Origin of the sequence: Streptomyces sp. NPDC088254 (assembly GCF_044740925.1) — a bacterium.
Classification (GTDB): Bacteria; Actinomycetota; Actinomycetes; order Streptomycetales; family Streptomycetaceae; genus Streptomyces.
On sequence record NZ_JBIURQ010000002.1, the window covers coordinates 696,003 to 714,020 of the forward strand.

Annotated in this window: 21 protein-coding genes, 1 tRNA gene and 1 pseudogene; 5 read left to right on the plus strand and 18 right to left on the minus strand. The window is 72.0% G+C overall.

Annotated features, from left to right (window positions below):
• The first annotated feature begins 26 nt into the window (after window positions 1-26).
• On the plus strand, window positions 27-1,526 hold the full coding sequence (locus tag ACIOC0_RS10085) for an MFS transporter (RefSeq protein ID WP_402154247.1): 1,500 nt from the start codon (window positions 27-29) through the stop codon (window positions 1,524-1,526).
• Window positions 1,527-1,619: 93 nt separating this feature from the next.
• A complete protein-coding gene (locus ACIOC0_RS10090; RefSeq protein WP_402154249.1) occupies window positions 1,620-2,381 on the plus strand; it encodes a TetR/AcrR family transcriptional regulator in 762 nt (253 codons plus the stop codon).
• Window positions 2,382-2,417: 36 nt separating this feature from the next.
• Here ACIOC0_RS10090 and ACIOC0_RS10095 read toward each other — a convergent pair.
• The 4 genes and pseudogenes from ACIOC0_RS10095 to ACIOC0_RS10110 form a co-directional block, all read right to left on the minus strand.
• Window positions 2,418-2,911, minus strand: a pseudogene (locus ACIOC0_RS10095) (PPOX class F420-dependent oxidoreductase); the annotation flags it as partial.
• Window positions 2,912-2,959: 48 nt separating this feature from the next.
• On the minus strand, window positions 2,960-3,781 hold the full coding sequence (locus tag ACIOC0_RS10100) for a YceI family protein (RefSeq protein ID WP_402154251.1): 822 nt from the start codon (window positions 3,779-3,781) through the stop codon (window positions 2,960-2,962).
• Window positions 3,782-3,893: 112 nt separating this feature from the next.
• Entirely contained in the window at window positions 3,894-6,461 is a 2,568-nt protein-coding gene (locus tag ACIOC0_RS10105; RefSeq protein WP_402154253.1) for an MFS transporter, read from the minus strand.
• A gap of 13 nt (window positions 6,462-6,474) precedes the next feature.
• Window positions 6,475-7,005, minus strand: a complete 531-nt coding sequence (locus ACIOC0_RS10110; RefSeq protein WP_402154255.1) for a MarR family winged helix-turn-helix transcriptional regulator — start codon at window positions 7,003-7,005, stop codon at window positions 6,475-6,477.
• 252 nt (window positions 7,006-7,257) lie between these two features.
• On the opposite strand from ACIOC0_RS10110, the gene ACIOC0_RS10115 reads away from it, so the two are divergent.
• Window positions 7,258-7,455, plus strand: coding sequence for a hypothetical protein (locus ACIOC0_RS10115; protein ID WP_130439352.1), 198 nt, complete (start codon window positions 7,258-7,260; stop codon window positions 7,453-7,455).
• Window positions 7,456-7,684: 229 nt separating this feature from the next.
• Here the strand turns inward: ACIOC0_RS10115 and ACIOC0_RS10120 are convergent, their stop codons facing one another.
• From ACIOC0_RS10120 to ACIOC0_RS10155, 8 genes are all read right to left on the minus strand, one after another.
• Window positions 7,685-8,596 carry an RNA polymerase sigma factor SigF gene (locus ACIOC0_RS10120; protein ID WP_352252218.1) on the minus strand — a complete coding sequence of 304 codons (912 nt, stop codon included), beginning with the start codon at window positions 8,594-8,596 and terminating at the stop codon, window positions 7,685-7,687.
• Window positions 8,597-8,974: 378 nt separating this feature from the next.
• Window positions 8,975-9,850, minus strand: a complete 876-nt coding sequence (locus ACIOC0_RS10125; RefSeq protein WP_402154382.1) for an RNA polymerase sigma factor SigF — start codon at window positions 9,848-9,850, stop codon at window positions 8,975-8,977.
• A gap of 199 nt (window positions 9,851-10,049) precedes the next feature.
• Entirely contained in the window at window positions 10,050-10,343 is a 294-nt protein-coding gene (locus ACIOC0_RS10130) for a Dabb family protein (RefSeq protein ID WP_402154257.1), read from the minus strand.
• 18 nt (window positions 10,344-10,361) lie between these two features.
• Entirely contained in the window at window positions 10,362-10,538 is a 177-nt protein-coding gene (locus ACIOC0_RS10135) for a hypothetical protein (protein ID WP_351338634.1), read from the minus strand.
• Between the two features lie 83 nt (window positions 10,539-10,621).
• Window positions 10,622-10,706, minus strand: a tRNA-Ser gene (locus tag ACIOC0_RS10140).
• 67 nt (window positions 10,707-10,773) lie between these two features.
• Window positions 10,774-11,205 (minus strand): tRNA adenosine(34) deaminase TadA, encoded by a 432-nt coding sequence (tadA, locus tag ACIOC0_RS10145; protein ID WP_402154259.1) that lies wholly within the window; start codon window positions 11,203-11,205, stop codon window positions 10,774-10,776.
• Window positions 11,206-11,243: 38 nt separating this feature from the next.
• Window positions 11,244-11,765: a hypothetical protein gene (locus ACIOC0_RS10150; RefSeq protein ID WP_402154384.1), complete on the minus strand. Its 522-nt coding sequence runs from the start codon at window positions 11,763-11,765 to the stop codon at window positions 11,244-11,246.
• A 357-nt stretch (window positions 11,766-12,122) separates the two neighbouring features.
• On the minus strand, window positions 12,123-12,317 hold the full coding sequence (locus ACIOC0_RS10155) for a hypothetical protein (RefSeq protein WP_130439384.1): 195 nt from the start codon (window positions 12,315-12,317) through the stop codon (window positions 12,123-12,125).
• A gap of 154 nt (window positions 12,318-12,471) precedes the next feature.
• Here ACIOC0_RS10155 and upp point away from each other — a divergent pair, with 154 nt between their 5' ends.
• Window positions 12,472-13,107 (plus strand): uracil phosphoribosyltransferase, encoded by a 636-nt coding sequence (gene upp / locus ACIOC0_RS10160; RefSeq protein ID WP_356682770.1) that lies wholly within the window; start codon window positions 12,472-12,474, stop codon window positions 13,105-13,107.
• A 72-nt stretch (window positions 13,108-13,179) separates the two neighbouring features.
• On the opposite strand, the gene ACIOC0_RS10165 is transcribed toward upp, so the two are convergent.
• Window positions 13,180-13,800: a LytR C-terminal domain-containing protein gene (locus tag ACIOC0_RS10165; RefSeq protein WP_402154386.1), complete on the minus strand. Its 621-nt coding sequence runs from the start codon at window positions 13,798-13,800 to the stop codon at window positions 13,180-13,182.
• Window positions 13,801-13,957: 157 nt separating this feature from the next.
• Window positions 13,958-14,254, minus strand: a complete 297-nt coding sequence (locus ACIOC0_RS10170; protein ID WP_004943146.1) for a type II toxin-antitoxin system VapB family antitoxin — start codon at window positions 14,252-14,254, stop codon at window positions 13,958-13,960.
• A 106-nt stretch (window positions 14,255-14,360) separates the two neighbouring features.
• On the opposite strand from ACIOC0_RS10170, the gene ACIOC0_RS10175 reads away from it, so the two are divergent.
• Complete coding sequence (locus ACIOC0_RS10175; RefSeq protein WP_402154261.1) at window positions 14,361-15,884, plus strand: helicase HerA-like domain-containing protein; 1,524 nt, start codon at window positions 14,361-14,363, stop codon at window positions 15,882-15,884.
• Between the two features lie 24 nt (window positions 15,885-15,908).
• Here the strand turns inward: ACIOC0_RS10175 and ACIOC0_RS10180 are convergent, their stop codons facing one another.
• From ACIOC0_RS10180 to ACIOC0_RS10195, 4 genes are all read right to left on the minus strand, one after another.
• The gene (locus ACIOC0_RS10180) at window positions 15,909-16,052 is read right to left on the minus strand and encodes a hypothetical protein (RefSeq protein ID WP_165430369.1); all 144 of its coding nucleotides are present in this window, start codon (window positions 16,050-16,052) and stop codon (window positions 15,909-15,911) included.
• A gap of 64 nt (window positions 16,053-16,116) precedes the next feature.
• A complete protein-coding gene (locus ACIOC0_RS10185) occupies window positions 16,117-16,449 on the minus strand; it encodes a hypothetical protein (protein WP_402154262.1) in 333 nt (110 codons plus the stop codon).
• Window positions 16,450-16,560: 111 nt separating this feature from the next.
• Window positions 16,561-17,157: an HhH-GPD-type base excision DNA repair protein gene (locus tag ACIOC0_RS10190; RefSeq protein WP_402154264.1), complete on the minus strand. Its 597-nt coding sequence runs from the start codon at window positions 17,155-17,157 to the stop codon at window positions 16,561-16,563.
• Between the two features lie 89 nt (window positions 17,158-17,246).
• Window positions 17,247-17,969, minus strand: a complete 723-nt coding sequence (locus ACIOC0_RS10195; protein WP_402154265.1) for a siderophore-interacting protein — start codon at window positions 17,967-17,969, stop codon at window positions 17,247-17,249.
• Between the last annotated feature and the right edge of the window lie 49 nt (window positions 17,970-18,018).

An 18,018-nucleotide genomic window follows, 5' to 3' on the forward strand; every position in this document is an offset into this window, starting at 1 on the left:
ACGAGAGCCGTTCTACGGTGTACAGCATGACGATGTCCCCCCAGGAAACCGCCCTGCCCGAGACCACGTCGGCCGGTCACCCTCAGCGCTGGCTGATCCTCGGCGTCATCTGTCTCGCGCAGCTCACCGTGCTGCTCGACAACACGATCCTCAACGTGGCGATCCCCTCGCTCACCCGCGAGATGGACGCGACCACCGCCGACGTGCAGTGGATGATGAACGCCTACTCCCTGGTCCAGTCCGGCCTGCTGCTCACGGCGGGCAACGCCGCCGACCGCTACGGCCGCAAGCTGATGCTGATGTCGGGCCTCGCAGTCTTCGGCTTGGGCTCGCTGGCGGCAGGGCTGTCGCAGAGCCCGGCCCAGCTGATCGCGGCCCGTGCGGGCATGGGCATCGGCGGCGCGCTGCTGATGACGACGACCCTGGCCGTCGTCGTGGAGATCTTCGACGACCAGGAGCGGGTGAAGGCCATCGCGCTGTGGTCGACGGTCAGTTCGCTCGGTTTCGCGGCCGGGCCGCTGATCGGCGGGGTGATGCTGAACCACTTCTGGTGGGGCGCGATCTTTTTGATCAACATCCCGGTCGCCCTGCTCGGCCTGGTCGCGGTCGCCGCACTGGTACCGGAGTCCAGGCACAAGGCCGGCGACCGGCCCGACCTGGTCGGCGCGGTGCTGTCGACCGTCGGGATGACGGCCGTCGTGTACGCCATCATCACCGGCCCCGAGCACGGTTGGACCTCGGCGCGGGTGCTGGTCCCGGCGGCGGCCGGGACGGTCGTACTGGGCCTCTTCGTGCTGTGGGAGCTGCGCACGGAGCACCCGATGCTGGACATGCACTTCTTCCGCGACCAGAGGTTCGTGGGCGCGGTCGCGGGCGCGATCCTGGTGGCGTTCGGCATGACGGGCTCGCTCTTCCTGCTCACCCAGCACCTGCAGTTCGTGCACGGCTACGAGCCGCTGGACGCCGGGCTGCGGACCGCGCCACTGGCCCTGACGGTCGTCGTCCTCAACTTCACCGGCGTCGGGGCGAAACTGGTGCTGAGGGCCGGCACGCCGGCGGCCATCGCGCTCGGGATGACGCTGGTGTCGGCCGGGCTGGCGGCGATCGCGCTGCTCGGCGGGCACGGCTACGGCGGGACGCTGCTGGGGCTGGTCGTCATGGGCGCGGGCGTGGCGCTGTCGATGCCGGCGATGGCCAACGCCATCATGAGCGCGATCCCGCCGGAGAAGGCGGGCGTCGGGGCGGGGATCAACGGCACGCTCGCCGAGTTCGGCAACGGGCTCGGCGTCGCGGTCCTGGGCGCCGTGCTCAACTCCCGCTTCGCGTCCCTGGTGGCGGTGTCCGCGGCGTCGCTCCCGGCGGCGCTGGCCGCGGCGGACGGGGCGGGGGAGCGGGAGCGGATCGCCGACGCGTTCGCCTCCGGGCTGGAGACCAGCCAGTTGGTGGGGGCGGTCGCCGTCCTCCTGGGCGGTCTGGTCGCGGCGGCGCTGCTGCGCCGGGCGGAGCGGGCGGCTCCGCCGGAGTGACAGGCGCGGGACCAGGGGATACGGGGCGGAGGTGCCGTTCGCGGCACGCCCTAGCATTCTCCCCAGGAACAGCGACGTCGGAAGGTTGCGCCCATGGCGAAGGCCGATGCCGGGAAGGCGGCGCGGACCAGTGTCTGGCTGGAGGGCAAGGCGCACCGGCGTCGCGGCGGCGGGCAGCCCTCCGGACTGGACCGGGACCGCATCATCGAGGCCACCGTGCGGCTGCTGGACGCCGAGGGACTGGACAAGTTCTCCATGCGGCGGCTGGCGTCCGAGCTGAACGTGACGGCGATGTCGGTGTACTGGTACGTCGACACCAAGGACGACCTGCTCGAACTCGCCCTGGACGCGGCCTTCGGCGAGATGGAGCTGCCCGACCCGGACGCCGCGGGCGAGGACTGGCGCGGGCAGCTGCGCACGCTGGCCACCAGATACCGCACGCTGCTGGTCCGCCACCCCTGGCTGTCCCCGCTGGCCGGGCGGTACCTGAACATCGGGCCGAACTCCCTGGCGTTCTCCCGGACGGTCCAGCAGGTCGTCCGCGGCACCGGACTCGCCGCCCACCGCATCACCGGCGCGATCTCGGCCGTCTTCCAGTTCGTGTACGGCTACGGCACGATCGAGAGCCACTTCCTCGGCCGGGCGGCGGACACCGGCATGAGCGCGGACGAGTACTTCCACAACGCCATGGCATCGGTGACCCGGGTGCCGGAGACGGCCGAGATGGTGGAGCAGTCGAAGGACATCATGGCGGCCCGAGGCGGCGACACGGTCGCGGAGATGCTGGACCGCGACTTCACGTTCGCCCTGGACCTGTTGGTCGCGGGCATCGAGGCGATGGTGGACCGCGACTGAGGGCTGCGACTGAGGGCTCCGCCCCCTCCACTGCTCCGGCGCCAGTCGTGCCGGGAAGCCGCCGGTGGCGACCGGTCCCCACTTCTGCGGGGTGACCCGGATGATCGACTTGCCCTGCTCGACCATCGCCGCCCTGCACTCGTCCCAGTCCGGGTGCTCGCCGGAGATGTTGCGGAAGTACTCCACCTGCGGCTCGACGGAGTCCGGCGAGTCGATGACCTCGGCGGTGCCGTCGATCTGGACCGAGGGTCCGTTCCATTCGTCGCTGAGCACGATCAGGCTCACCCGCTCGTCCCTCCCCCAGTGCCTCAAGGGCCTGGGCGTTACCCCCAGGCGTTGCGCGTCTTGGCCCGCTCCGGGTAGGTGGAGACGACGATCCGGCCCGAGTCGTCGACGCCGCAGGTCAGCGGCGACCCCTGGGGGCTGCCGTCGGCCCGCCTGGTCAGCAGGATCGCGCGGTGCCGGGGACGTACGAAGTCCAGCAGCTCGTCGAGGGTGACCGAGGTGTTGGTCGCGATGTTCGGTGCCATGCCGCCAGCGAAGGCGCAGCGGAGGCCGGGAGACCGACCCTGTCGGCCCTACGCCTGCGGCAGTGACGCGCCCTGGACGGCCTGCACGTCAAGCTCCACCTTCAGGGTGGTGCCGATGGCCGCGATGCCGGCCTGGAGGATCTGGTTGTAGTTCATGGCGAAGTCCTCGCGGTCCAGGTCGGCCGTGGCGCGGAAGGCCGCGCGGGTGCCGCCCCACGGGTCGGCGCCGGTGCCGAGGTAGGCGAGGTCGAGGTCGACGGGGCGGGCGATCCCGCGCAGGGTGAGGTCGCCGTGGACCGTCCAGCGGTCGGGACCGGCGGCCGTCAGCCCGGTCGAGCGGTAGGTGATCTCCGGGTACGTCTCCACGTCCAGGAAGTCGGCGGAGCGCAGGTGGGTGTCGCGCATGCTGTTGCCGGTGTCGATGGAGGCGGCCCGGATCACGGCCTCCACCCGGGACTCGGTGACGTCGTGCGGGGCGATCTCCACCCGCGCCGAGAAGTCGGTGAACCGGCCGCGCACGCTGGAGATCCCCAGGTGCTGGGCGACCGCGCCGACCGCGGAGTGCGCCGGGTCGACGGTCCACGGGCCGGGCGGCGGCAGTTCGGCCCCGCCCTGCCGGGCGAGCGTCACCGTGCCCACCTCGGCCCGTCCGCTCGCCGTGACGAGGGCGCTGGAGGCGACGGGCGCGTACCCGACCGCGGTGACGATCACCGTGTACGCCCCGGGAGCCAGCGCCGTCGTGTCCCGTACGACGCCCTCGGGGTCGGCTTCGGCGCGCAGCACCTGCGTGCCCGTCATGTCGGTCACCGTGACGATCGCGTGCGACACGGCCCATCCGTCCCTGGTGCGGATCCTGGCAGTCAGTCCCATCTCGGGCAACTCCTCCTGAAGGCACGGCCCGTGGCGGGGGATCGCCCCGCCACGGGCCGTGTGTCCTGCTGGTCGCTGGTCGTTCTGGTCGGTCCCGAAGGGGACGGACCCGTTACTCGCCCGGGTGGGCGAGCTCGATGTCGTGGTCGTCGACGCCCGGGCCGCTCACGGTGAGCGAGGTGGCCGCCGGCGGGTAGCCGGTCGCGATGACCGTGTACTCGCCGCCGTCGAGGTCGGTGAAGGCGTACGCACCGTCGTCGCCGGTGGTGGCCGTGCCGGCCACGTTGCCCGCCGCGTCGACGAGGGTGACGCGCGCGTCCGCCAGCGGACCGTGCGGCGCCCGCACGACGCCCCGGAGCCGTGCCCCGGCGTCGAGGACGACCTCCGTACGGGTCACCCCGGTGAGGCCGATCTCGACGGGCAGGGCGCGCGGGCGGAACCCGGCGGCGTTCACCGCGACGGTCACGGCGCCCGGCACCAGCTCGGCGAAGGAGAAGTCGCCCTGCTCACCCGTGGTGCCGGTGGCCAGCAGGTCCCCGCGCACATCGGTCACGATCACCATCGCGGACTCGACCGGCTCCCCGGTCACCGCGGCCCGCACGACACCGCGCAGTCCGCTGGTGCCGCTGAGCACGATGTCGTACGCGACCGGGTCGCCGTTCACGACGACGGTGGACGCCTGCGGCTGGAACCCGTCGGCGGAGGCGATCAGGACGTACGAGCCCGCGCCCGGCGCGTCCAGCGTGTAGGAGCCGTCGGCCTGGGCGACCGACCGGCCGAGCTGCCGGCCCGCGAGGGAGATCAGCGTGACGGCGGCCCGGGGGACGGGCGTGTTCTCCGCGCCGCGGACGTGACCGTGGACGGGGATGCTCGCACCGGTGCCGGCGGTGTCCTCGGCAGCGCCGGCGACGGCCGGGATCGGCTCGGTGGCGTTCGCCGTGCCGTCGCTCTCGTCGTCGGCGACGGCCCAGCTCGGGACCTTCTCCTCGGCGACGGCCCCGGCCGGGGTCTCGACGGCGGTGTCGGTCTGCGCGGTGTCGGTCTGCGCGGTGGCGGTCTGGGCGGGGGCGGTCTCCTCCGTGGTTCCGGCAGCCGCCTGCGCCAGCGCGCCCTTGGTCCGCAACGGAACCTCCTTGATGAACAGCGTGATGAGGAAGGCGAGCAGCGCCAGGACCGACGCGATCAGGAAGACGTCGGCGATGCCGTGGCCGTACGCGCTCTCCATCACCGTGCGCAGCGGCGCGGGCAGCTTGTCCATGTCCGGGATCTCGCCGGTGGAGCCGGCGCCGGAGGCGAGGGAGGCGTACCGGGGGCCGAGGTCGGCGATGCCGTCCCGGGCGTAGTCGGTGATCCGGTGGGCCATGACGGCGCCCAGCGCGGAGACGCCCATCGCACCGCCGAGGGAGCGGAAGAAGGTGACGGTGGAGCTTGCGGCGCCGAGGTCGCCCGGGTCGACCTGGTTCTGCGTGGACAGCACCAGGTTCTGCATCATCATGCCGATGCCGAGACCCAGCAGCGCCATGAAGACGGCGGTCTTCCAGTAGTCGGTGTCGTAGCGGATCGTGCCCAGCAGACCGAGGCCGGCCGTGATGAGGACACCGCCGCCGACCAGCCAGGCCTTCCACTTGCCGGTGCGGGTGATGAGCTGGCCGGAGACCGTCGAGGAGACGAACAGGCCGCCGATCATGGGGATGGTCAGCACGCCGGACATGGTGGGGGACTCGTCCCGGGCCAGCTGGAAGTACTGGGCGAAGAACACCGTGCCGGAGAACATCGCGACGCCCACGAACAGGGAGGCGATCGACGACAGGGTGATGGTGCGGTTGCGGAAGAGGCGCAGCGGGATGATCGGCTCGCTGGCCTTGGACTCCACGAGCAGGAAGACCAGCGCCAGCACGACCGCGCCCGCGACCATCGCGTACGTCTGCCAGGACAGCCAGTCGTACTTGTCGCCCGCGAAGGTGATCCAGACGAGCAGCAGCGAGACGGCCGCCGAGATGAAGAACGCGCCGGCCCAGTCGACCTTGACGTCCCGCTTCACGACCGGCAGGTGCAGGGTCTTCTGCAGCACGATCAGGGCGATGACGGCGAAGGGCACGCCGACGTAGAAGCACCAGCGCCAGCCGAGCCAGCTGGTGTCGGTGATGACGCCGCCGAGCAGCGGGCCGCCGACGGTCGCGACCGCGAACGTCGCGCCGAGGTAGCCGGAGTAGCGCCCGCGCTCACGCGGGGAGATCATCGCGGCCATCACGATCTGCGCGAGGGCGGACAGGCCGCCGACGCCGACGCCCTGCACCACGCGGCAGGCGATCAGCATGCCGGAGTTCTGCGAGAGACCGGCGGCCATCGAGCCGAGCACATAGATGACCAGCGCTATCTGGACGAGCGCCTTCTTGTTGTAGAGGTCGGCGAGCTTGCCCCACAGGGGGGTCGCCGCGGTCATCGCCAGCAGCGTGGCGGTGACGACCCAGGTGTAGGCGGACTGGCCGCCGCCGAGGTCGCCGATGATCTCCGGGAGGGCGTTGGAGACGATCGTGGACGACAGGATCGCCACGAACATCCCGAGCAGCAGGCCCGAGAGGGCCTCCATGATCTGCCGGTGCGTCATCGGGGCGTCGTCGCCGTGCCCTCCGGCGTGCTTCGCGTGCGCCCGCACACCGGCTGGTGTGGTCGTTGCCATGGGCTTCCTTCTCTTACGTCGCTTGTGCGGGTGTACGGGTGGTCGGTTCGCTCCCGGGAACGGGAGGGGGCGAGGGAGGTGCGGGCGGCGGCCGGTGCGCTGTCGTGCGGCAGTCGCCGAAGCTGGCGCGCAGGCGGGTCATCAGCAGGATGAGCTGGCCCACCTCGTCCTCGGTCCAGTCGCTCAGCCGCTCGGCCAGGAGGTCGGTGCTGCGGCGGGACAGTTCGAGGAGCATCGCGGTGCCCTCGGGGGTCAGGCGCAGGATGCGGGAGCGCTTGTCGGCGGGGTCGGGGGAGCGTTCGATCCAGCCCCGCTCGGCGAGGTGCGCGGCGTGCCTGCTGGTCACCGACATGTCGACGGCGAGCAGCTCGGCGAGCGCGCTCATCCGGAGGTCGCCGTGGCGTCCGAGCAGCGTCAGCACCGCCGCGGAGCCCGCGGAGCAGTCGGCGGGCAGGATCCGCCCGAGGTCCCGCTTCACGGCGCCTACGCCGCTGAGCTGACGCGCGAGTTCCGCGTACTGCGCGTATCGCACCTGCTCGGCCATCACACCTCCCGTGTTTGTTGCTTAGGGCAACCATAGGAGCGTTTGGTTGCTACAGGCAAATAAATAGTGGGCGGCGGCCGCAAAAACTTGGCAAAGGCAAGTATTGCGGCAGTAAACGCGCAGGTGGGGCGGGCCGGAGTCGGGCCGGATCCCGATGGAAGCGGGTGTGGAGACTGTGCGGGGGTGGGAGGGACGACCGTCGGGAGGGGCCCACTTGGGGCGGCACCGGCGTTTTCGCTAGGGTCTCGGGGCATGGCTAACACCCAGGGCCCCCAGGGCAACCACGACCCCGCCGGCAGCACCCAGATGTTCCGCGCGTTCGTCGACGAGGGCGCGCCCCAGTCCTCCCGCCAGGCCCCCGCTCCCGCCGGCCCCCGCATCGGTCTGATCGTGGGCGTAGTGGTGGCGGTGGCAATCGTCGCGGCAGTCGCCTGGCTGGCACTCAAGTAGCCCCCACCGAACGGCACTTCCCCTCGCAGACAGAGCACCGCCGGCCGGACGCACCCGCCTGCCGTCCGGCGGGCCGGGGCCTCCCCGGCCGCTACCGCCCGGGTACACGACGACGGCCGCCGGCGCGCCCTCAAGGGCGCCCCGGCGGCCATGTCGTGGCACACGGGCGACGCGTTCCTCGCGCCGCCGTGATCATCGTGCGTCCGCGGTCTGAGCCGCCGGACAGGCGCTAGTCGGAGATCAGGCCCTCGCGCAGCTGGGAGAGCGTGCGGGTCAGGAGGCGGGAGACGTGCATCTGGGAGATGCCGACCTCCTCGCCGATCTGCGACTGCGTCATGTTCGCGAAGAAGCGCAGCATGATGATGCGGCGCTCGCGCGGCGGCAGCTTGGCCAGCAGCGGCTTCAGCGACTCGCGGTACTCGACGCCCTCCAGGGCCGTGTCCTCGTAGCCGAGGCGGTCGGCGAGGGAGCCCTCGCCGCCGTCGTCCTCGGGGGCCGGGGAGTCCAGCGAGGAGGCCGTGTACGCGTTGCCGACCGCGAGGCCGTCGACGACGTCCTCCTCGGACACGCCCAGCACGGCGGCGAGTTCGGCGACCGTGGGCGAGCGGTCCAGCTTCTGGGAGAGCTCGTCGCTGGCCTTGGTGAGGGCCAGGCGCAGCTCCTGGAGCCGGCGCGGCACGCGCACCGACCACGAGGTGTCCCGGAAGAAGCGCTTGATCTCACCGACGACCGTCGGCATCGCGAACGTCGGGAACTCCACGCCGCGTTCGCAGTCGAAGCGGTCGATCGCCTTGATCAGGCCGATGGTGCCGACCTGGACGATGTCCTCCATCGGCTCGTTGCGGGAGCGGAACCGGGCCGCCGCGTAGCGCACGAGCGGGAGGTTGAGCTCGATGAGGGTGTCCCGGACGTAGGCGCGCTCGGGGCTGTTCTCGTCCAGGGCGGCGAGCCGCAGGAACAGGGAGCGGGACAGGGTGCGGGTGTCGAGGGCCCCGGTGGCCGGGAGGGCCGGGGCGGGCGCGGCCTCGAGGGCCGTGACGTCGTCGAGCACGTCGGGCTCGACCGGCGTGACGGGCTCGGCGGGCGCGGTTTCGCTCGGCGTGAGCGTGAGCACCTTCGAGCTGCCCTGGTCTGCGGACATGCCACCCCCTTTGGGTCGCGGGACGGTCGCGGCTGACGCTCCCGGAGAGGAAGGTCGGCCTTCACCTGAATACCGGAGCCGAAGCCCCGGCAAACGCTCTTCCCGCAGAATGTCACATGTCGGCAACGCGCTGTAGTGACATGTCGACATCTGAGTGACGAAACAGCCCTGGAAACAGAGGGTGTGACGGGGTATCAGGGCAAATCTGTCGGGATCCGTCCTCGTGAGCGATTCGCTCGGGACGGTGACGGATCGATCCTTTGTCCGGTCGGGTGTCGGTCCGTCAGTCTTCTGTCCGGCAGACGCCGATTCACTCCGTCCATCGCCGGGTCGGGCCTCCGTCCGGTCAGGCCCCCGTCCGGTCGAGCTCCCGTCCGGTCAGGCGTCGATCCGGTTCGCGGAGCGCAGCCGCTGGAAGCTGCGCGCCAGCAGCCGGGACACGTGCATCTGGGAGACCCCGAGCTCCGCGCTGATCTGGGACTGGGTCAGATTGCTGTAGTAGCGCAGCAGCAGGATGCGCTGCTCCCGCTCCGGGAGCTGGACGAGGAGGTGGCGGACCAGATCGCGGTGCTCCACCCCGTCCAGCGCGGGATCCTCGTAGCCGAGGCGGTCCAGCAGTCCGGGCAGCCCGTCGCCCTCCTGCGCGGCCTCGAGGGAGGTGGCGTGGTACGAGCGTCCGGCCTCGATGCAGGACAGCACCTCGTCCTCGCCGATCCGCAGCCGCTCGGCGATCTCGGCGGTGGTCGGAGTGCGGCCGAAGCAGGTGGTCAGGTCCTCCGTGGCACTGTTGACCTGCACCCACAACTCGTGCAGCCGGCGCGGGACGTGAACGGTGCGCACGTTGTCGCGGAAGTACCGCTTGATCTCCCCGACGACCGTCGGCATCGCGAAGGTCGGGAACTGCACCCCGCGGTCGGGATCGAAGCGGTCGATGGCGTTGATCAGGCCGATGGTGCCGACCTGGACGACGTCCTCCATCGGCTCGTTGCGGGAGCGGAACCGGGCCGCCGCGTAGCGCACGAGCGGGAGGTTCGCCTCGATGAGCGCCCCGCGCACGCGGTTGTGCTCGGGTGAGCCGGGGGAGAGCTCCTTCAGCTGGCCGAAGAGCACCTGGGTGAGCGCCCGGGTGTCGGCGCCCCGGCGCTTCTCCGGTGCGGGAGCCGGGTCGGCGCCCGGATCGGGGGCGGCGGGGTCGGGGGCCGGAGCGGCGGATGCCTCCACCTGGGGCGGCGCAGTACTGGCCGACACGGTCAACGCCACCTCTTCATCGGTCAATCATCCGTCAAAAGCGGTCATAGCATCACAAGACATGTGCACTGTGTGCAAGCACCCCATAACCCCGTGTTGAGGGACAAGTTGAGGTGTGACCCGGCCGCCCGGCGCACGCGAAAGCCCCCCGCCGTTCCGGTGGAGGGCTTCCCTGGGTCCTGCGGCCCTGTCGCGGGCGCGCGGCTCAGAACTCGTAGTCGGCGACCACCCAAGTGGCGAACTCCCGCCACAGGGCGACGCCCGCCTGGTGGGCCGGGTGCTCGAGATAGCGCTTCAGGGCGTCCGCGTCCTCCACCGCCGAGTTGATGGCGAAGTCGTAGGCGACGGGGCGCTCGCTGATGTTCCAGCCCAGTTCCCAGAAGCGAAGCTCCTCGATCTGCCCGCCCAGGGCGCGGAAGGCGGCCTCGCCCGCCACCACGCGGGGGTCGTCGCGCCGGACGCCGTCGTGGAGCTTGAAGAGGACCAGGTGGCGGATCATGGGCACTCCCGATGCGTGCTACTTCGCCCCGTCGGCGAGCCAGGTGAAGAAGTCGCCGATGGCCTTGGCGGCGTCCGATATGCCCTCGAACCCTATCTGGACGTAGTCGGCGGCCTTGGCCGGGTCCGTGATGATCACGTACAGCGCGAAGACCACGAGCACGTAGACGGCGATCTTCTTGGCATTCACCGCCACCGCGGCCTCCCCTGTCACTGATGGCTGAATGAGCGCACATGATCGCACGAAGGGCCCCGTCTCACGACGGGGCCCTTCTCAAGCGGTAGCGGAGGGATTTGAACCCTCGGTGACTTGCGCCACACTCGCTTTCGAGGCGAGCTCCTTCGGCCGCTCGGACACGCTACCGAGGGAGACCTTACAGCACGCCGGGGCGTGCTCCGAAATCGATATCCGCAGCCGGGGCCCGCCGAGGTCAGCGGGTGCGGAAGAACTCCGTGAGGAGGCCCGCGCACTCGTCGGCGAGGACGCCTTCGATCACCTCGGGCCGGTGGTTGAGCCGCCGGTCGCGGACGACGTCCCAGAGGGAGCCGGCCGCGCCCGCCTTGTCGTCGCGGGCGCCGTAGACGACACGGTCCACGCGGGACTGCACGAGCGCGCCCGCGCACATCGTGCAGGGTTCCAGCGTCACGACGAGCGTGCAGCCGGTCAGCCGCCACGCGCCCGTCTCGGCGGCCGCCCGCCGCAGGGCGAGGACCTCCGCGTGCGCCGTCGGGTCGCCGCCGGCCTCGCGCTCGTTGTGACCGGCCGCGAGGACGGTGACGCCGTCGGGGGCCAGCACCACGGCGCCGACCGGGACGTCCCCGCCCCGGGCGGCCAGCGCGGCCTCCGTCAGGGCGAGCCGCATGGCGGCCCGCCAGGGATCGCGTACGGGGTCGGGTGCGCTCAGCGGACGGTCTCCAGGACCTCCGAGGCGCCGAGGGCCTCGGCGATCTCGGTGAGCGCGTCCGAGGACAGCGACTTCAGCTCCTTCACGCCGACGCCGAGGTCGTCGAGGATGCCGGGGTCGCCGACCGGGCCGTGCGGCACTGCCCCGCCGGTGGAGCCGTCGTCCTCGTCGGAGTCGTCCTCACCGTCCTCGGTGCCGTCGAGGTCCAGGGCGTCCAGGTCGTCGGCCGCGTCGGAATCCCGGCCGAGCAGTTCGTCGGTGAGCAGGATCTCGCCGTACGAACTGCGGGCGGCGGCGGCGGCGTCGGAGACGTAGATGCGAGGGTCCTCCTCGCCGTCGATGCGGACGACCCCGAACCAGGAGTCCTCCTGCTCGATCAGCACGAGCACCGTGTCCTCGTCGGGAGAGGCTTCCCGGGCCAGGTCGGCCAGATCCGACAGGGTCTCCACATCGTCGAGCTCTGTGTCGCTCGCTTCCCACCCGTCTTCGGTGCGCGCGAGCAGTGCGGCGAAGTACACCGTGACTCTCCCACTGGTCATAGGCGTGCCGGTTGGGGGTCCCCCCGGCGGAGGTTACGGGCGGAGAGAGCTGTGCTCCGAGCCCCGCCCACTCGGAATCGTGGCAGAAACAAGGCGTTCAGGGGACGTCTTCCGCTCCCTGTGTCCGGTCGTTTTGATCGCGGGTCCGTACGCGTCCGCGCACGTCCGTCCACGAGCAACCCACCAGCGCACTCGTTGCCGTCACGAGCGGATCGTACGCGGGTTTCCCGTGGGCCCACGCACGACCACCCCCTGCGGCGCCCGTGACGCCGGCGATCTTCGCGCCGGGGGCGGGCGATCGTCCCTGTACGGGCCACGGGCGGGCGGCCGGCGGGACTACCAGCGGAACGTGCGCATGCGCATCGCGTGTCGCAGACGGGCGACCTTGGCGCGGCGCGGCTGGACGCGGTCGCGCAGCGCGCGGGCCTCGGCGAGTTCGCGCAGGAACTGGGCGCGCCGCCGACGGCGCTGCGCCTCGGTCAGCGGCGCCGCGTCCGCCTCTCGTGCCTTCTGGTCAGGCAGGTCATGCATTGCTGTTCACCACCCCGGTCCGTCCAGTCCGGTTTCCCCCCGAAGGGCGGTTGATGCGGGCGGACGGCTCACCGCGGTTGCCGTCGCGGGGTCGTCACCGGGCTCGCCGGGCGGGCGGGCGGCGGGCGGGCCGGGCCCGGTTACTGTTGTGGACATGCGTCTTCACGTCGTCGACCACCCCCTGGTCGCCCACAAGCTCACCACCCTGCGCGACCGGCGCACCGACTCCGCGACCTTCCGCCGTCTGGCCGACGAGCTGGTCACCCTCCTCGCCTACGAGGCCACGCGTGACGTGCGCACCGAACAGGTCGACATCGTGACGCCGGTCGCCGAGACCACGGGCGTCAAGCTGTCCCACCCGCGTCCGCTGGTGGTGCCGATCCTGCGGGCCGGGCTCGGCATGCTGGACGGCATGGTGCGGCTGCTGCCGACCGCCGAGGTGGGCTTCATGGGCATGATCCGTGACGAGCAGACGCTCCAGGCCTCCACCTACGCCACGCGCATGCCGGAGGACCTGTCGGGCCGCCAGGTGTACGTGCTGGACCCGATGCTGGCCACCGGCGGCACGCTGGTCGCGGCGATCCACGAGCTGATCAAGCGCGGCGCGGACGACGTCACGGCTGTGGTGCTGCTGGCCTCCCCCGAGGGCGTGGCGGTCATGGAACGCGACCTCGCCGGCACCCCGGTCACGGTGGTCACCGCGGCGGTCGACGACCACCTCAATGACCAGGGCTACATCGTCCCGGGCCTGGGCGACGCGGGCGACCGCCTGTACGGCGCGGCGGAGTAATCCTCCGGGGAGCCCACCACGCCACCGCCGGGCCGAGCCGTGGCGGGACCCTTGCGGACTCGCGGCTCGGCCCTAGCAGTGCTCCTTCGTGGTCGCCGTCGCCGCGGGGCGAGGGGCCGTCAGGGCGGTCAGGGCCCTGGTGGCTTCCGGCCGGGCGGTGAGGGCCGTGAAGGCGTTGCCGATGATCAGGTCGATCGCCGGGCCCGTGCGGGCGGCGTCGGTGCGGCGCTCGGCCGTGGTGAGCTGGGTGGCGAGGACCGGCAGCGAGGTGTTCAGGGAGGCCGCGGGGCCGAGCAGGACACCGGCCCCGGGGACCTTCTTGTCGTACTCGTTGCTCGCGTTGCCCACCTGGCCGATCTTGAAGCCGCGCTTCTTCAGCTCGTCCGCCGTGGTCTTGGCGAGGCCGCCGCGCGTGGTGGCGTTGAAGACGTTCACGGTGATCTGCGCGGGCGCCGGCAGCGCGGCGGCCGCGGGGCTCGCCTTGGCCGCCTTGGTGGTGCAGCCGGCTTTGGAGCCCGCCGTCGAGGCCGTGCCCCCGCCGCCCGTGAAGACGTCGATGAGCTGCAGCGTCCCCCAGCCGCCGACGCCCAGCACGGCGCCACAGGCGACGACCACGACGACCAGCCGGCCCCGCCGCCGGGGCGGGCGCATACGCGGGTACTTGTCCCCCGTGATCCGGTACTTGCCGCCCATGCCCGGGGGAGTCAGCATGCTCATGAACGCAGCGTAGTGCGCCGCGGCGGCCATGCCTACTAGATGATCATTCGACTCCCGCAGGAGAACCCGAAAGGGGCAATCCGCGAAGGCCGGCGCAGCCGCCCGACAGGGAGTCAGCCGCGCCGGGGAGCCGTCAGTCCAGCTCGAGCACCCGGGCGTGCAGCACCTGACGCTGTTGCAGGGCCGCCCGCACGGCGCGGTGGAGGCCGTCCTCCAGGTACAGGTCGCCCTGCCACTTCACGACGTGCGCGAAGAGGTCGCCGTAGAACGTGGAGTCCTCGGCGAGCAGGGTTTCCAGGTCGAGCTGCTGCTTGGTGGTCACCAGCTGATCGAGGCGGACCGGGCGCGGCGCGACGTCCGCCCACTGCCGGGTGCTTTCCCGGCCGTGGTCGGGGTACGGCCGGCCGTTTCCGATGCGCTTGAAGATCACACGGAAAGCCTACCGGCCCAGACCTTCCGGGCGCAGCCATGGCGGGCGAGTGCGACGCTGGAAAAAACAAGCTGAACGGGGGCGAAACGGGAGCGAGGGGCCGTCGATGAGTGCCAGCGAGATCGCTGCCGGGTACGCCTTCACCGGTCCCGCCCTCGACCTGGGCGCCCTCCTGTGGGACGGGGCCTGCCAGCCGGACACCCCGATCCGCGTCCCCCTCGCCGTGCTGAACCGGCACGGCCTCGTCGCCGGCGCCACCGGCACCGGCAAGACCAAGACGCTCCAGCTCATGGCCGAGCAGCTCTCGGCGCAGGGCGTGCCGGTCTTCCTCGCGGACGTCAAAGGCGACCTGTCCGGCGTCGCGGCGCCGGGCGCGCCGAATCCCAAGGTGGCCTCCCGCTCCGCCGAGGTCGGTCAGCGGTGGGCGCCGGCCGGCTTTCCCGCCGAGTTCTACGCGCTCGGCGGTCTCGGCCACGGCATCCCCGTCCGGGCCACCGTCACCAGCTTCGGGCCGGTGCTGCTCGCCAAGGTGCTCCAGCTCAACCGCACCCAGGAGCAGTCGCTCGGCCTGATCTTCCACTACGCCGACCGCAAGGGCCTGGACCTGGTCGACCTCAAGGACCTGCGGGCCGTCGTCGCCTTCCTCGCCTCCGACGAGGGCAGGAGCGAGCTGAAGGACGTCGGCGGGGTGTCCCCGGCCACCGCCGGGGTGATCCTGCGGACCCTCACCGTGTTCGAGGCGCAGGGTGCGGCCGACTTCTTCGGCGAACCGGAGTTCGACACGGGCGAGTTGCTGCGCACGGCGGGCGACGGGCGCGGGATCGTCTCCGTGCTGGAACTTCCCGCCGTGCAGGACAGACCCCAGCTTTTCTCCACCTTCCTGATGTGGCTCCTGGCCGACCTCTTCCACGACCTGCCGGAGGTCGGCGACGTCGGCCGGCCCAAGCTCGTCTTCTTCTTCGACGAGGCGCACCTCCTCTTCGACGGCGCCTCCCGCGCGTTCCTGGAGGCCCTCACGCGGACCGTCCGGCTCATTCGCTCGAAAGGGGTCGGCGTGTTCTTCGTCACACAGACCCCGAAGGACGTGCCCGCGGACGTCCTGGCCCAGCTCGGCAACCGCGTCCAGCACGCCCTGCGCGCCTTCACCCCGGACGACCAGAAGGCCCTGAGGGCCACGGTGAAGACGTTCCCGGACTCCGCCTACGACCTGGAGGAGCTGCTGACCGGGCTGGGCACCGGCGAGGCGGTGGTCACCGTCCTCGATGAGAACGGCGCCCCCACCCCGGTCGCGGCGACCAGGCTGCGCGCCCCGGCGTCCCTGATGGGCCCGGTCGACGCGGCGGCCCTGGACGCAGCGGTGCGCGCCTCGGCGTTGTTCGAGCGGTATGCACAGGCTGTGGACAGAGAGTCGGCCTACGAGCGGCTGGCGGCGGCGCGGGGTCCGGCCGACGCCCCCGGCGGGCCGAAGGCCGAGAGCCGGAGGCCCGCCGGACGCGCCGACCACGAGCCTTCCCTGGCTGAACAGGTCGTCCACAGCGGTGTGTTCAAGTCCCTGGCGCGTTCCGTGGGCACGCAGATCGGCCGGGAGATCACCCGTTCGCTCTTCGGCACCGCGAGACGGAGGCGGTGACCCCGCCTCCGTCCCGTCCCCCGGTCAGCGGCCCCGGCCGCCCCGGTGGTCCTCCGGGACCTGCCGCGACTCCTCCCGGTCCTTGATCGTCGACCGGGACTTCGGCGCACTGCGAGCCGCCTCCGCGCGCAGCAGGGCGCGCAGAACGGCATAAGGGTCTGTAGGCATGGCTGGGTCCTGTGTTCCTCGTTCGTACCTGGTGCTGACGGGCTTTACGCGGGAGCGGTCCCGGTCAGCAGCGCAGGACGACGGTGCGCAGGATGTCCGCCACGTCCAGGGCGTCCTGCGGGCAGGCCCGAGGAGGCAGGAGGCGGCCCGGGGGAGCGGCGGGCGGCCGGGCCGGGCGGGACGAGGGCCGGGCGGGGGCGACGGCGCGGTGGGCGCCGCCCGCCGGGGGACGCGGGGCGGCGTCGAAGCCGTCGTGCTCGGCGGTCTCGACGACCGCGGCGGGGAGCTCCGGAACGGCGGCGGCCTCGGCGGCCGCGCCCGGCACGAGGACGGCGAGCAGCAGCACGAGGACCCGCAGCCAGCGGCGGCTGCGCGGGAGACGTCGTGCGGTGCTCATGGGAGGTGCTCTGCCCACGACGCACAGGCCGCCCAGCACGCGGAGCCCGGGAACCGCCCGTTCGGAGCAGCACCCGCCCGCTCGGCCGCGAGTCCCCTGGTGCGTGCGGCGTCAGCTCGAAGGCGCCTTCTTGGCGGCCTTGGCCGCCGCCTTCATCTCCTGCTTGTGCGCCCGCACCTTCGCCAGCGACTCCGGGCCCGTGATGTCGGCGACCGAGCGGAAGGAATCGGGCTCGCCGTAGGCGCCGGCGGCCTCACGCCAGCCCGTCGGCCGCACGCCGAGCCGCTTGCCGAGCAGCGCGAGGAAGATCCGCGCCTTCTGCTTGCCGAAGCCCGGCAGTTCCTCCAGCCGCCTGAGCAGCTCCTTGCCGGTGCCGGCGTCCTTCCAGACGGCGGCGGCGTCACCGTCGTAGTGCTCGACGAGGTACTGGCACAGCTGCTGGATCCGCTTGGCCATGGAGCCCGGGTAGCGGTGCACGGCCGGCTTCTCGGAGAGGAGGGCGGCGAACGCCTCCGGGTCGCGGGCGGCGATGTCGTGCGCGTCGAGGTCGTCCGCGCCGAGCCGGTCGGCGATCGTCCGCGGCCCCTTGAACGCCCACTCCATCGGGACCTGCTGGTCGAGCAGCATCCCGACCAGCGCGGCGAGCGGCGAACGTCCGAGGAGTTCGTCGGCGTCGGGGTCCTGGGCGAGGTGAAGGGTGACGTCCATGCCCTCGATCATCCCGCGTACGGGCCGGGGCTGCCCGCCGTGCGCCCTCCCGTCCGGGCGGCTCATCGGAGCCGCCCCCGGCCCCCGGCTCAATCCGCCCGCCAGTACCCCAGAGCGTGCGCGCGGTCCTTCGTCACGCCCAGTTCCTTGCGCACGTACGTCGACAGCGCGCGCGTGGTTCGCGTGTCGCAGGCGATCCAGACGTACGGGTCGGGCGTCAGACGGAGGAGTTCGGGGAGTTCCGCCTTCACCCGCTCCACGAGGTGCGCCCCGTCGTCGCGGCGGGGCACGTGCCGTATCTCGTGCCGGGACGGGTCGGCGCGGAAGGGCAGGCCGTCCGCGTCGCCCTCGAACCACACCGTCGCCGGCGCCGAACCCAGGGCGTCCAGCAGGGAGTTGATCGCAGGCAGGGAGGCCGGGTCGCCGACGGCGAGGACGTGCGAGGGGGACGGCGACGGCTCCTCGAACCCGGTGCCCTGGACGGTCGCCTCGATGGTGTCGCCGGGTTCCGCCGCCCGCGCCCAGTCGCTCGCCGCGCCCTCGTGCAGCGCGAACTCCAGGGAGAAGGCGCCCGCCGCCGGATCCGGGTCGACCAGGGTGAACGCCCGCTGGTGCGGCTTGCCCGCGTCGGTGAACCACAGCCGGACCCACATCGTCGGGTGCACCCCGGTCGCCGCGAGCAGGCCGCCGTCGGTGAGGCGCACCCGGCGGTAGTGCGGGGTGACGTCCTCGGCGTCCGTCACCGTGAGCGTGTAGTCCTTCGCCCGCATCAACTTGAGGACCGCGCCCTCCCAGCCCCGCCCCTGCCCCATGACCTCTGCACCTCTCGCGTACGATTTCTGCCTGATCGTTAGGTGAGGC

Coding starts and splice junctions, on each gene's coding strand:
- ACIOC0_RS10110 (WP_402154255.1), bottom strand. CDS start 7,005: ATGGCCGAGCAGGTGCGATACGCGCAGTACGCGGAACTCGCGCGTCAG.
- ACIOC0_RS10185 (WP_402154262.1), bottom strand. CDS start 16,449: ATGAGCACCGCACGACGTCTCCCGCGCAGCCGCCGCTGGCTGCGGGTC.
- ACIOC0_RS10130 (WP_402154257.1), bottom strand. CDS start 10,343: ATGATCCGCCACCTGGTCCTCTTCAAGCTCCACGACGGCGTCCGGCGC.
- ACIOC0_RS10175 (WP_402154261.1), top strand. CDS start 14,361: ATGAGTGCCAGCGAGATCGCTGCCGGGTACGCCTTCACCGGTCCCGCC.
- upp (WP_356682770.1), top strand. CDS start 12,472: ATGCGTCTTCACGTCGTCGACCACCCCCTGGTCGCCCACAAGCTCACC.
- ACIOC0_RS10085 (WP_402154247.1), top strand. CDS start 27: ATGACGATGTCCCCCCAGGAAACCGCCCTGCCCGAGACCACGTCGGCC.
- ACIOC0_RS10115 (WP_130439352.1), top strand. CDS start 7,258: ATGGCTAACACCCAGGGCCCCCAGGGCAACCACGACCCCGCCGGCAGC.
- ACIOC0_RS10165 (WP_402154386.1), bottom strand. CDS start 13,800: ATGGGCGGCAAGTACCGGATCACGGGGGACAAGTACCCGCGTATGCGC.
- ACIOC0_RS10155 (WP_130439384.1), bottom strand. CDS start 12,317: ATGCATGACCTGCCTGACCAGAAGGCACGAGAGGCGGACGCGGCGCCG.
- ACIOC0_RS10105 (WP_402154253.1), bottom strand. CDS start 6,461: ATGGCAACGACCACACCAGCCGGTGTGCGGGCGCACGCGAAGCACGCC.
- ACIOC0_RS10090 (WP_402154249.1), top strand. CDS start 1,620: ATGGCGAAGGCCGATGCCGGGAAGGCGGCGCGGACCAGTGTCTGGCTG.
- tadA (WP_402154259.1), bottom strand. CDS start 11,205: ATGCGGCTCGCCCTGACGGAGGCCGCGCTGGCCGCCCGGGGCGGGGAC.
- ACIOC0_RS10120 (WP_352252218.1), bottom strand. CDS start 8,596: ATGTCCGCAGACCAGGGCAGCTCGAAGGTGCTCACGCTCACGCCGAGC.
- ACIOC0_RS10190 (WP_402154264.1), bottom strand. CDS start 17,157: ATGGACGTCACCCTTCACCTCGCCCAGGACCCCGACGCCGACGAACTC.
- ACIOC0_RS10100 (WP_402154251.1), bottom strand. CDS start 3,781: ATGGGACTGACTGCCAGGATCCGCACCAGGGACGGATGGGCCGTGTCG.
- ACIOC0_RS10180 (WP_165430369.1), bottom strand. CDS start 16,052: ATGCCTACAGACCCTTATGCCGTTCTGCGCGCCCTGCTGCGCGCGGAG.
- ACIOC0_RS10195 (WP_402154265.1), bottom strand. CDS start 17,969: ATGGGGCAGGGGCGGGGCTGGGAGGGCGCGGTCCTCAAGTTGATGCGG.